Origin of the sequence: Enterobacter cloacae complex sp. IR5459 (assembly GCF_049238005.1) — a bacterium.
Classification (GTDB): Bacteria; Pseudomonadota; Gammaproteobacteria; order Enterobacterales; family Enterobacteriaceae; genus Enterobacter; species Enterobacter hormaechei_C.
Map to the genome: position 1 here is coordinate 619,972 of NZ_JBMKIG010000001.1, position 14,146 is coordinate 634,117.

3 protein-coding genes are annotated in these 14,146 nt (G+C 60.1%); 1 reads left to right on the forward strand and 2 read right to left on the reverse strand.

The window, feature by feature from the left end; genetic code table 11:
- Window positions 1-71: 71 nt before the first annotated feature.
- Both ACOTX4_RS03010 and ACOTX4_RS03015 read right to left on the reverse strand, forming a co-directional pair.
- Window positions 72-11,495 (reverse strand): BapA/Bap/LapF family large adhesin, encoded by an 11,424-nt coding sequence (locus ACOTX4_RS03010; RefSeq protein ID WP_346399838.1) that lies wholly within the window; start codon window positions 11,493-11,495, stop codon window positions 72-74.
- 893 nt (window positions 11,496-12,388) lie between these two features.
- Window positions 12,389-13,306: a LysR family transcriptional regulator gene (locus ACOTX4_RS03015; RefSeq protein WP_023323641.1), complete on the reverse strand. Its 918-nt coding sequence runs from the start codon at window positions 13,304-13,306 to the stop codon at window positions 12,389-12,391.
- A gap of 98 nt (window positions 13,307-13,404) precedes the next feature.
- On the opposite strand from ACOTX4_RS03015, the gene ACOTX4_RS03020 reads away from it, so the two are divergent.
- Complete coding sequence (locus ACOTX4_RS03020; RefSeq protein WP_063938186.1) at window positions 13,405-14,127, forward strand: SDR family oxidoreductase; 723 nt, start codon at window positions 13,405-13,407, stop codon at window positions 14,125-14,127.
- Window positions 14,128-14,146 lie beyond the last annotated feature (19 nt).

A 14,146-nucleotide genomic window follows, 5' to 3' on the forward strand; every position in this document is an offset into this window, starting at 1 on the left:
AATAAAAAAGTACTGCTTTTTTGTTTATGCCCGGGCGCTGCGCGCGCCCGGGTCATTTCTTGCAGGTGCTATCAGGTAATGATGTGTTGCTGGTTTACAAGCTCGTCGTAGGTGGTCTGAACATTGTCCAGCGTAACGAGTGTAGATTTAGTGTAGGCGGCTCCCGTGCCGTCACGGTCGATGGAGATCACAGTATTGTTACCGCTTTGTGAAACAGAGACATAGTTCCCCAGCGTCGACGCGCTACCGTTCCACCCCACCAGCAGATCGCCAATGTCGATCTTGTCTCCCTGCGTGAGGGAGAAGTTCGTCCAGTGGTCGCCCGTGCTGTTACCTGCGGTGGCGTTACCCGCCGTGTTGTTCAACACCTGATAAATCAACGTGTCGCCGTAGGCCGTACCGCTAATCACATCGTTATGCTCCGAACTGACAAATTTCGGCGCCATGTCAATGGTCAGCGACGCGGTATCTTTAACACCGTTGGCATCGGTCAGGGTGTAGTTAAAGACCTCCTTGCTGGTAATGGTAGAGAGCGAGATACCCGGGTTGAGGGTGTAGGTGTAACTGCCGTCAGCGGCAATCGCCAGCGTCCCGTAGTGGCCCGTGATGTTTGACATCGTGCTGCCGGTGTACGGATCCAGCGTAGTGGTAACGCCGTCGTAGCCGGTAATGCTCACGCGGGTATCAACCGAGTGGAGCTGGTCCATCGCCCCTGCGGAGTCGGTGCCGTCGAAGATATTGCCGTCAACGGTGTGGGTACCCGTCGCGTCGAACTGCGACAGCGAGTAGCTGGTGCCGGTCACGCTTGGGGTGATGGTGATATTTCCTACCCCCAATGGCCCCATTTTGCCCGTATAGCTCAGCGTATAGGTTCCCGCCTCCAGATCGAGACCCGTCAGGTTGATGGTCGCCGTGCCGCCCAGCAGTAACCCACCGTTAAACGAGCCGGTTCTGACGGTGGTTGCGCCGTTGGACAGCGTCCAGTCCACCGTTAACCCGGTAAGCGTCAGCAGCGAGGCGACGTTAAACGACAGAACCACGTTATGCAGCGCGGTATTAGGATCCACCACGAAGGTCCCGCTCCCGCTGCCCTGGGTTGAGGCAAGCAGCGCAGCGTTCCAGCTCGCCGACCCGACCGTCGTATCGGAATAGGCGGCCGTATGGTGAACCGACGTGACGTCCATCGCGGTGCTGACATCGTTTACCGCATCCATTGGGCGCGCGGTTGGGGTGATGTTCAACGATGCCGTGTCTTTCGAGCCGTCAGGCGCGGTGATGGTGTAAACGAAGGTATCCGGCGTGCTGATATGGTCCGCGCCGACCCCGCTTTTCAGGGTGTAGGTGTACTCTCCGGCCGCGTTGATCCGCAGCGTACCGTACTCGCCGGTGATCTCCGTCAGACCGCTGCTGTTCACCGCCACGCCGTTAACGTCGGAGACTACGGTACCCGCTGGCGCAATATCATCCGCCAGCACATCGCCGGTGGTGCTCTCGCTCACGCTTGCCACGCTGTAGACATGATCCTGCAAGACGTTCAGCGTGTAGGCCGTCAGCGCGGTGATCCCCGCCGCCGTATTGAGCAGGAACAGGTACTCACCGGCGGGCAGATTCAGCGTCAGCTGCGGGGAGGTGCCGCCCAGCAGCGGCGCGCGCAGCCAGCCGGGTTCAACGCGCATCTGCTCGAAGGTCTGCGTCGCATTGTTGAACTTATAGATGTAAAGGTCGAACACCGAGGCCAGCGCGACGCCGCCCACGGACGCCTGAACGGTCATGGTGCGGGTGGTGCCTTCTTCCACGTTATAGATGATCGGGTTGGCCAGATCGTCCAGCAGGTTCAGCCCCAGCGTATTGCCAAGGTTGATCCCCACCAGGGTAAAGCCGCCCTGCGACGAGGTGCCGTTGTTGATCGCCTCCACGGTGGTATCGAAGGTCAGCGAGGCGGTATCGTCCACGGCCACGATACCGCTGCTGCTGGTGCCTTCGCCCAGCGACAGCACCAGATTTGCCGAGGCGCTGGTGCCGTTGTGGGTGATGGTGTAGGTAAAGTTCTCCGTGCGGCCAATGACGGCGGCGCTGGTGTTGGTCAGGTTATAGGTATAGCTGCCGTCCAGGTTGATGGTCAGCGTGCCGTACTGCCCCTGAATCACTGTGCCGTCAGCCGTAACGCTGGTGGTGGTGCCCTGGGCGTTGGTGACCGCAGTGACGGTGGTGCCCGCCGGGGCGTTGTCGCTGCCTGCGGTTGGATCCACGTCGGTGATGACGTTACCGACAATGTTGGTTTCGCCGGACACGGTGCCTGCGCTGGTCTCTTTCACCGCCACATCGAGGCTGGTGTAAGAACCGGTTGCCAGCAGGTTAGTGTTGTAGCTCAGGACGCGATACTGACCATCTGCCAGACCGGTCAGGTTCAGCGACACCCCCGTCGCGCCGAGGGTCAGCAGGTCAGCGAACTGCGGCTGTCCGGTATCGACCACGGTGGTCCAGGTGTTGTTGGCGGCGTCAAAGCGCTGTACCACCAGCTCAAGGGTATTGAGCAGGGAAAGAACGGCACCCGTGGCGTTGGCGTTCACGGCAATATCCGCACTGCCGCCGTTGCCGACGGTGAAACCTACCTGCGCGGTGTCGTTGCCGAGCAGCGTCAGCACGTTACCTACGGCACCCACCAGCAGGAAACCATAGTCGCTGTACTGCGAGTTGGTCACCGTTGCGGTGGTCGTCAGCGCCAGCTCTTCAACGTTGGTGCTGGCAGAGAGCGGCACCACCGGCGCAAGGGCTGAGCCGGGTAGCGAGACGTTCCCTGCCGCATCGGTGGCGGTGATTTGCAGCGTCTGGCCTTCCGTCTGTTTATTGAGGAAGGTGTAGCTCCAGGATCCGTTGCTGTCTGCCGTGGCGGTGACCGTTGAATTGTCCGCCAGACGGATGGTGACGGTGCTGCCCGCTTCGGCGCTACCGGTCAGTACGCTGCCGTCTGCGTTGAAGGTCCCGGTTGGAGCCGTTGGCGCAGTGAGATCGACAATGACGGTGGTCGACGTGGAAATCGGGCTGGTGCCCGAGCCGTTGCTCGCCGTGGCGGTGAAGGCATGTGGCCCTTCGCTCAGCACCGGCGTGGTGAAGCTCCAGTTGCCGCTGGCATTCGCGGTGACCGTGCCCATCAGCACCCCGTTGTTATAGAGGGTGATGGTCGCGTTCGGCTGCGCCGTGCCGCTCAGGGTTGGCGTGGTGTCATCGGTGGCTTTCCCGTTGGTCAGGTTGCCCGTCACCGTGCCGACGTTATCGTCGATGTTAGCGATAACCGGCGCGTTCGGGATCGTGGTGATCGGGGCAATCACGGAGGTGGTGATACCCGCGTTACCGGCCTTATCGGTAGCAAAGACAATCAGTGACTCCCCGCCGGTCTGTGGAGGGGTGAGGGTGGCGCTGAAGTTTCCGCTGCCGTCCGCAACGGCTGTGCCAAGCACGGTTCCGGTGCTGCTGGTGATGGTGACGGTACTTCCCGCTTCCGCCGTACCGGTAACCTGCGTCCCGTTGGTGATCACCGCCAGCCCGGTTGGGGCTGCTGGCGGCGTCAGGTCAACGTTGATCGTGATAATCGGCGATGGCGCGCTGGTATTGCCCGCGGCATCGGTGGCGGTGGCGGTGAAGCTATGCTCGCCTTCGATCAGCGTGGTGCTGGTTTGCGGCAGCGTCCAGTTGCCGTTGGCATCGGCGGTAACGGTTCCCACCAGCGTCGTGCCGTCGTAAATACGTACGGTGGCATTGGCTTCCGCCGTGCCGTTTAAGGTCGGACGGGTGTCGTTGGTTGGGTTGGTGCCGGTGACAGGGCCGGTGACGGTTCCCACATCATCCACAATCGAGGTGATTGCCGGTGCGACAGGGGCGGTGGCATCCACATTGATGGTGTAACCCCCGGTCTGCGCGCTGGCGTTGCCCACGGCGTCGGTGGCGGAGAAGGTCAGATTATGCTGCCCGTCAGCCAGCGGGGTGGACGGCGTAAAGCTCCACGCGCCGCCGGTGGCGACCGCGGTGCCAATCTGTACCCCATTGTCGTAGATGGTTACCGTCGCGCCGGCTTCTGCCGTACCGGTGAGCGTTGGTCGTGCATCGTTGGTTAACCCGCCGTTGGCGACAGGCGTCGCAGCATTACCGACGTCGTCGGTGACACTGGTCAGCACCGGTAGCGCTGGCGGCGTGGTGTCAATGATCAGGCTGAAGTCGGCGGACGGCGCGCCGGTGTTACCCGCCTGATCCGTTGCTTCTGCGGTAAAGGTGTGTGACCCGGTGCCCAGCGGCACGGTGATATCGACGGTCCAGTTGCCGTTAGCATCGGCAGTACCGGTGCCCACCAGCGTAGTGCCCTCGTAGATATTCACGGTGGCCAGCGGCTCGCTGGTCCCCACCAGCCGCGGGAGAGGATCGTTCGTGGTCTGGCCGGAGCCAATCGCCCCGGTGATGGTGCCAACATCGTCTATCGCCTGGGTGATAACCGGCGCGGCAGGCACAGTTGTATCCACAACCAGCGTAAAGCCCGGTGAGGCAGGACTGATGTTGCCCGCGGCATCGGTTGCCGTGGCGGTCCAGGTGTGGCTGCCGTTTGCCAGCGTGCCGGTAGTAAAGCTCCATACGCCGTTGGCATCAGCCACGGCGGTGCCCACCGGCTGACCATTCTCATAGATGGTAATGGTCGCGTTGGCTGCCGCGGTGCCGTTCAGCGTTGGCGTGGTGTCGTCTGTGCTTTGTCCCGAGGCGATCGGGCCCAGCACGGGACCGGCATTGTCGGTGGCAGGGGTAAAGACCGGTGCTTCGGGCACCGACGTATCCACCGTCAGGTTGAACGGTGGCGAGGTGACCCCGGTATTGCCTGCGGCATCGGTGGCGTTAAAGGTAATGGTATGCGGCCCTTCACCCAGCGCGGTGGTCGGCGTGAAGGTCCAGTTACCCTGGGCGTTGACGACCGCCGTGCCGATTTCCACATCATCGACAATAACGTGCACCGTTGCGCCCACTTCCCCCGTACCGTTGAAGGTTGGACGGGTGTCGTTGGTGGAACCGTTGCTGGCGATGATTCCCGTTCCCGGGCTGACATCGTCTATCACCGTGGTGACCACCGGGGCCGCAGGGCCAGTGGTATCCACCGTAAAGGCGAACACTGGCGAGTTGGCGGAGACGTTTCCAACATCATCGCTGGCGTTTACGCGCAGGTTATACGTCCCGTCCGTCAGGACCGGATCCGGGGTAAAGGTCCAGTTACCGTTGCCGTCGACCGTAGTGGTACCAATCTCCACGCCGTTATTCAGAACGTGAATAGTGGTGCCCGCCTGGCCGGTGCCGCTCAGGGTTGGCGTGGTGTCATTGGTCACCTGCCCGGCGGTAAGCGGGCCGGTTACACCACCCGGGGCGTTGTCGCTGACCGTAACGATCGTCGGCACCTGTGGCGCAGTAAGATCGATTTCGACGCTCCAGGCGTTGGACGGCTGGCTGACGTTGCCCTGCGGATCCGTGGCTCTGACGGTAAAGTCATGCGTCCCTTCGCCGAGGGCGGTTTCAGGAGTAAATGTCCAGATGCCGGTACCGTCTGCTGCCACGGTACCAATCTGCGTGGTGCCATCAAAAATGGCGACGATGCTGTTCGGCTCAGCGGTACCGGTCAGGGTTGGCGTGGTGTCGTTGGTTGGATCGCCGCTTGGAACAGGCGTTGCCGCATTGCCTGCGTTATCCGTCACGCTGGTAATCACCGGCGTGGTAGAGACGGTGTCGACCACAATGGTGATCCCGGCCGACGGGGTGCTCTCATTGCCTGCCGGATCGGTGGCGGTCACGGTCAGGGTGTGGCTGCCGTCGTCCAGCACAGGCGGCGTGTAGCTCCAGGTGCCAGTCGGACCGACAATAACGGTGCCCAGCGGGTCGCCGTTATCGTACACCGTAATGGTGTCCCCGGCCGTGCCTGTCCCGGTCAGGGTAGGACGGTTGTCGTTGGTGCTCTGCCCGTCGGCGATTGGCCCGGTGATCGGACCTACGTCATCGGTCACCGCACCGATGGCTGGCGCTGTCGGGGCGGTAAGGTCGACGGTGACGGTCGCGACAGGCGACTGCCCGCTGGTCGCGCCGGTGGTGGTGTTAGTGGCGGTCACGGCGAAGGTGTGTGGCCCTTCCGTCAGCGGCAACAGCGGCGTGTAGCTCCAGTTGCCGTTGGTATCCGCAACGACAGTGGTCACCGGAAGCAGCGATCCATCCTGATAAATGGCGATCACGCTGCCCGGATCGGCGGTGCCGGTAAGGGTAGGCGTGGTGTCATTGGTGGTTTTATCTTTCACGTCGCCCGTGACGGGATCGACGTCATCGTTGATCGCCGTAATCACCGGCACCGCAGGCAGATCGAGCGGGGAGTCCGGCACGTCAAAGGTGGTTGACGGGCTGGCATTGCCTGCGGGGTCCGTGGCGATCAGCGTCAGCGTCGCGGCATCCAACTGGGCCGGGGAGAGGGCAATGGAGAAGGAGCCTCCCGTCGCGACCCCGGTCCCGATGATATTGCCGTTGGCGTCACGAACCGTCACCGTGGTTCCATCATCCGCCGTCCCGGTCAGCGGGGTGCCCTCCGCGGCAATGGTCATATTCGTTGGCGTTGCAGGCGGCAGGGTATCCACCGTCACGCTGAGATCGCCGGAGCTGGCGGAGGTATTCCCCGCCGCGTCACTCGCGACCACTGAGAAGGTATGCGGCCCCTCGGTGAGCGCAGGGTCGGCGGTCCAGGACCATGTCCCGTTCGGCTGAACCTCCACGACCACCGGCGAGGCGACACCATCAACGGAGACGGTGACGCTCGAACCCGGCTCGCCAATCCCGGTGAGGGTTGGCGTACCGTCGCGGGTGTAAAGCACGCTGTTGGTCAGCTGGCTGTCAGAGACGGCGTCAATTTGCGGCACGGTTGGCGCCTGCGTATCAACCTCCACCGTAAACACCGGACTTACCGGGCTAACGTTACCGGCATCGTCCACCGCGGCGACGGTGATATTCAGCGGGCCGTCGGTTTGTGTCGGCAGGGTATAGGACCATTCATTATTGACGACCTCTACGCGCGCGACTACCACGCCGTTGTTGTAGATGATCACCGTCTCGCCGGTGGTGCCGGTTCCGCCGATGCCTGGCGTAGTGTCGTTGGTAGACTCGCCATTCTGCACGCCACCAATGGCACTGATAACCGGAGTATCCGGGGCGAGGGTATCGACCGTTATCGTGATACCGGCTGATGGCACAGATTCATTCCCGGCTTCATCGGTGGCGGTCGCCGTGTATTCGTGCGTCCCTTCGCCAATGTTGCTCTCAGGACGCCAGCTCCAGTTACCGTTACCGTCCACCGTAACGCTGCCCACGGCCTGCGGCTCGCCTGTACCCACCTGGTCATAGATGGTAATGACGTCATTCGGCGTACCGGTGCCACTCAGGACCGGACGCGGATCGTTGGTGGATTCGCCATCCAGCACGGGTCCGGTGATCTGGCTTACGCTGTCTGTCACCGTTGGGGTTCCCGGTTGGGCAGGCGCGTCAGTATCAATGGTAATGGTCACCGGCGTGGACGGCGCGCTTTCGTTCCCGGCGCTGTCCTGGTTAGTGACCGTCAGGGAGAGATCGTAGGTGCCGTCAGGGAGCGGATCATCCGGCGTCCAGCTCCAGTTACCGTCACCATCGATCTCGGCTTCACCAATTTTAGTCGCGCCATCGTAAATGTTCACGATATCCCCCGGCGTGCCCGAGCCGCTCAGGGTTGGCGTGGTATCCCGGGTGGTCTCCCCTGGATTCAGGGCCGTCCCCGGCGTGCCGCCGTCCGGGTTGACGGTGATCTCAGGAATATCCGGCGTTGCAGGCGCGGTCGTGTCGATCGCCAGTTCAAACGGCGGCGAAATGGTGGTGTTACCCGCCTCATCCGTTGCGTGGACCGTCAGCGAGTGCGGGCCGTCCGTCAGCGGCGTGGTTGGCGTAAAGCTCCAGCCGCCGCTGCCGTCGAGCACCGCCGTGCCGAGCAGGGTGGTTCCGTCATAGATCGTGATGGTGGTGCCGTCCGGTGCGGTTCCCTGCAACTGCGGCAGCGTGTCGTCGGTGGTGTCCCCGCTGTTAAGCGGAAGCTGCACGGGCCCCATGTTATCGGAGACGGTGTCAATGGTGGCCGCTGGTGGCGGGGTGGTATCGACGGTAAGGGTAAAGCCGGCTGATGGTGCGCTGGCGTTACCGGCCGCATCGCTCGCGACGACGGTGAACGTATGCTGCCCGTTCACTAATGGGGTAGCAGGTGTGAATGTCCATGCGCCACCGCTGTTAACAACGGCAGTACCAATATCCTGTCCGTCCAGGCGGATCGTCACGGTGGAGCCCGGCTCACCGGTACCGTTCAGCGTCGGGAGCGTGTCGTTGGTAGTTTCATTGGTGTCGAGCGCACCCGTGCGGCCCGGTACGTCATCAATGACCTGCGTAATGGCCGGCGCGCCCGGCGCGGCGGTATCCACCGTGATGCTCCAGGTGTTCGATGTCCCGCTGAGGTTATTATTGGCGTCAACCGCCGTCGCCGTCAGCACGTGCCCGCCGTCCGGTAGCGCGGTTTCCAGCGTGATGGACCACTGACCGTTCGCCGAAACCAGCGCGGTGCCAAGCACGGTAGTACCGCTGTAGAGGGTGATGGTGGTGCCAGGCTCGCCCGTTCCGTTGATGGTTGGCGTGTTGTCGTTGGTGAGACCGTTCTGGCTGACAGGACCGGTGACGCCTGGGGCATCATCCACCACGCCCGTGATGACAGGGGTTTGTGCCGCGGTGATGTCCGGCGCGTCAAACGGCGCGGTCGGGCCGGTGTTTCCGGCGGTATCGGTGGCATCGGCGGTCAGGGCTTCGCCGTTGGCTTTCGGCGGGATCAGTTCAACGCTGAAATTCCCCTGATCGTCGGCGACCGCTTCCCCGACCTTCACGCCATTTTCACGAATGGTGACGGTACTGCCCGGCTCGGCTGTACCGGTTACGGTGGTGCCGTCGGCAGAGATCACCACGTTTTCCGGCGCCAGCGGTGGGGTGCTGTCTGGCGCGTCGGCAAAGCCAGACGGGCTGGTGTTACCGCTGCCGTCGGTGGCCGTCACTTCAAGGGCTTCGCCGTTGGTCTGGGCTGGCGAAATCGGGATGGTGAAGGTGCCGTCCGGGCCGGCGGTGGCCTGGCCGATGATCGTACCGTCCGGCGCTTTAATGATAATCGTGCTGTTTGGCTCGGCGGTTCCGCTGACGCTGGCCCCGTCTTCCGCCACCACCAGGTTGCCCGGTGCGGCAGGTGGGGTGATATCCGCTGCGTTGACCAGCGCCGGTGAGCTCTGGTTGCCTGCGGCATCGGAGGCGACCACGGAGATAATCTCACCGTTGGTCTGCGCAGGGTTCAGGTTGACGACATAGTTGCCGTTGCTGTCGGCAGTGGCGGTCCCGATTTGCAGCCCGGCATTGTTGGTGATGACGATTTTACTGCCCGGCTCGGCGGTACCGGTGATCTGGGTGCCTGCGGAGTTGAGCGTCGCAACCGGCATGTCTGGCGGCGTAAGATCGACGGTAAAGTTGATCGGCTGAGACAGACCGCTCTGGTTGCCTGCCGCATCGGTTTCCCGCAGGGTAATCGAGTGTGCGCCTTCTGCCAGTGGACTCGTCGGCGTGATGCTCCAGGTACCGTTCGGCAGAACGGTGGTGGTGCCGATAACAACGCCGTTATCGTAAACCGTGATCGTGCTGCCCGGTTCGCCTCTGCCCGTCAGGCGCGGCTCTGAAGCATCGGTAAATTGCCCGGCACCGATCGCCCCTTTCAGTACGCCCGTGTCGTCGTTAATGATAAATCCGGAAGGCGTTTGCGGCGCGGTGACATCTACCGTGACGGTAAAGACCGGCGAGGCCGGGCCAGTGTTACCGGCGACGTCGGTGGCGCGCACGGTAAGCTGGTGGCTGCCTTCGCTCAGGTTCACCGACGGCGTAAAGCTCCAGCTTCCGTTACTGCCCACGACGGCTGTGCCAATGGCAATGCCGTTATCATAGATGGTGACCGTCGAGCCCGCTTCCGCCGTGCCGGTGAGCTGTGGCCGTGGGTCGTTGGTGCTGCTTCCACTCCCGAGTGTGCCGGTGCCAGGCGCAACATCATCGGTGATGCTGACGATAGCTGGCGCGCCAGGCGCGACGGTATCGACCACGAAGCTTACCGCCGTGGACGCCGGGCTAGTATTGCCTGCGGCATCGGTCGCGGTGGTGGTAATGGCGTGGTTGCCTTCAGACAGGTTGGTCGACGGGGTAAAGCTCCATTTCCCTGTGGCATCGGCTGTGGCGGTGCCAATCGGTTTCCCGTTGTCATAGAAGGTAATGACGGTGCCGGCTTCACTGATGCCGCTGAAGGTCGGGCGGGCATCGTCCGTGCGTTGTCCGTTGCTCAGCGGGCCTGTTTCGGCGCCTACGTTATCATTGACGGTGACAATCTCCGGTGCATCCGGCGCGGTTAAATCCGGTGCCGTGACCTGAACGCCCGGGCTGGTATTGCCGGACGGATCGGTGGCGGTAGCGGTGATCTGTTCCCCGTTGGTGAGCGGCGTACCCAGATCAATCGTAAATTTCCCGTCGCTACCCGCTTTGTCCGTTCCGATGGTGTTGCCATCGGCATCTTTCAGGGTAACGGTGCTGCCCGGCTCAGCGGTACCGGTGACGGTTTTGCCGTCAGGGGAGACCTCCAGATTGGCCGGGGCATCCGGTGCGGTGAGATCCGGTGCCGTGACCTGACCGCCCTGGCTGGTATTGCCGGATGGATCGGTGGCGGTGGCGGTGATCTGTTCCCCGTTGGTGAGTGGCGTACCGAGATCAATCGTAAATTTTCCGTCGCTGCCCGCCTTGCCCGTTCCGATGGTGTTGCCATCGGCATCTTTCAGGGTAATCGTGCTGCCCGGCTCAGCGGTACCGGTGACGGTTTTGCCGTCAGGTGAGACCTGTAGATTGGTGGGGGCATCCGGAGGCGTGGTATCTGGCTCGGAAGGATTTCCCGGATTGCCGGGATTCGGGCTGTTGTTATCGTCATCTCCGCCACCTCCACCGCCAGTTCCCGCCGCAATGGCAATCCCACCTGCGGCGGCCAGGCCACCCAGCACCCAGGGCCACGCAGCGGCGCCGCCGGCATCACTCCCTGACGCCGCCAGTAATGCATCGGTGGAGGCGATGGATTCATAGGTTGCGGCACCGGTTGGATCTTCAATCCACCACAGCGCACCGTCGCTCTCCTCAAGCACCAGCTGGCTCACGCCCTGCGCGTCGGTGACGTAGAAATTCTTGAGGGTAATCACTTCGCCCGAGTTGAGGGTAATCACCAGATCGTTTCCGCTGCGGGAGTAACCTGAGATGTCGGCGCGATCCACGTTAAGTTTAACGATTGAGGAGTGATCGAGTGTTATCTGTGTCCCTTCCGTGGTCGTTTCCACGCCAGTTAATTTAGATATAACAGATATTTGGCTCATACAATTATTACTCCAGCTGAGTGATTGGTTACGGCGTGTAAAACAAAGCCATCGTTTCTGAAGAGACGAACGCGCTCCCGGCGAAAATACTGTTTAATAAACAGGATTTACCGTTACTTTCTTTAGCGCGACCGATGCCCGCCAGGATTAAAAGTGGCAACCTCAGGGCAAAGCTAATTATTTACACAGGAAATAGTTGTTTATTTATATGTTTGCGATTTATAAGCCTTATTATTTGTGCAGGTATTGATTTATTTCGTTATGAAAATGATATAGCTATAAATGTCTGAATATGCAAATTAAGTGTTCGTAAACCCAGCACGGCTATTGCAGGGGCGATTAATTGATAGCGTTAATATATTTCGTTAGCTATGAGGGCGCGTGGGTAAAGGTTTTTGGCGTTAAAGGTGAAACCCTTAAAACGGTGCTGGTGGGGCGATAATAATAATTAAAATGTGCGGTAAATATTTAATTTTGGTTAGGTTTAATTTCTGCTTAATAGTAATTTAAGTTAGGGTGAAATATCTGGTGTATGATATATTTTAAATTCTCTCATTTATAAAATATATTTTTACGTGCGGGTTAATTTCTGCTACTCCAAAAATAACGTGATTTCTTCTCATGTTTAATAAATAAAAGGCCGCAAGCGTGGCCTTTCAGAGGCAATCGGTATTAGCCTAAAGAAATTAAGCCGATTTCCACGAGGGCGGCTAATGTCAAAAGAATAAAGAGGATAACAACTATTGGTCTGTACATTTTTAAGGTTCCATCCTTGTGTGAAGTCCTGCCCATCGTGTCCGTTGTCATTTTCCATGGTAATGACGTGCTGTCGTTGATGCTCATCAAAGGGACGCAGCAGATTGAGGAAAATCTGCATTCAGGGTTGGAACCATTCAACGCTGTGTGGGTTGCGTGGCGGGGAGCTGTCGCCACTGGCGGATGTGCTCGATCAGGGCTCTGAGCTTGGGGGCCATATTGTGGCGCTGGGGAAAATAGAGATAAAAACCAGGAAAAGATGGAAGAAACGCATCCAGTAAGGAAACCAGCTGTCCTGATTCAATGTACGGTGTGAAGGTGTCCTCGGTGGCAAAGGTTATACCACCGCCGGCCAGCGCGAGGCTGAGCATAAGACGCAGATCGTTAGTGGTGATTTGTGGTTCAATTGCCACATCGAAAGGGACGCCTGCTTCCTCAAACTCCCAGCGATAGGGGGCAACGTCCGGGGAAGGGCGCCAGCCGATACACCGATGAGCGACCAGCTCACGGGGATGCGCCGGTGCGCTGTGTGTCGCCAGATAGGAAGGTGAAGCCACCACCCGTTCACGCTGCTGGCCCGTAAGGGGAATCGCGATCATGTCTTTTTCGATAACTTCGCCCAGTCTCACCCCAGCGTCATAGCCCGCTGCCACGATATCGAATTCCTCATCTGACACGAAGACATCAAGCGATACCGCAGGATGCGCGGCCGCAAACGAGGCGAGCAGTGGGCCAGAAAGAAACGCTTCCGCTATTGAGGTGACAGCGATCCTGAGCTGTCCGCGCGGCATGCTGTCCGAGGTGACATCGTCAAAGGCCGCCTCAATGTTGGCGATGGGCCCCAGCAACGATTTATGCAACCGTTCACCCGCTTCGGTGAGCCTTACCGAGCGCGTGGTGCGCATCACCAGCAGGGTCTGAAACCCATCTTCGAGACGTCTTATCCCCTGGCTGACAGCGGAACGGGTGATGCCCAGCCGCCCGGCGGCCGCGCTGAAGCTGCGCTCCTCGGCGACCGCCAGAAAAAGCGGTAACAAATTAAGATCAATTTTCATTGTTTAACATTGCTAACCAGTGAGTCCAGTAAAGGCAGGATACAAGAAACAATGTTGAGACTCTATGATTGCTTTGAACTCAACTGAAGGAGCAAAACATGAACAAAGTGATCTTAATTACCGGTGCCTCCAGCGGTATTGGAGAAGGTATTGCCAGAGAGCTGGGAAAGGCAGGCGCAAAAGTTTTCCTGGGGGCACGCAGGCTGGAGCGCATCCACGCCCTGGCTGATGAAATCCGCAGCGCAGGAGGAGAGGCAGAGGCTCAGGTATTAGACGTTACCAGCCGCCAGTCGATGGCCGCCTTCGTTGAGGCTGCACTGGAAAAGTGGGGCCGCATTGACGTTCTTATTAACAACGCGGGCATTATGCCTCTGTCTCCGCTTTCGGCTGGCAAGCAGGATGAGTGGGAACGCACCATTGACGTGAATATTAAGGGGGTACTGTGGGGAATTGGCGCGGTTCTGCCGATTATGGAAGCCCAGAACTCGGGGCAGATCGTCAATATTGGCTCGATCGGTGCCTTGTCCGTCGTGCCCACGGCCGCCGTTTATTGTGCGACCAAATTTGCGGTACGGGCCATTTCCGATGGTTTGCGTCAGGAAAGTTCAAACATCCGCGTGACCTGCGTCAACCCCGGAGTGGTGGAAAGCGAACTGGCCTCGACCATTACGCACGAAGAAACCATGGCGGTGATGGATGCGTACCGGGCTATTGCTCTCAAACCAGCTGATATCGCTCGCGCCGTGCGCCACATCATCGAGGCGCCTGAGAGTGTCGATACCACCGAAATCACCATCAGACCTACGGCCTCCGCAAACTAACGTAGCGGGGGAGGCAACA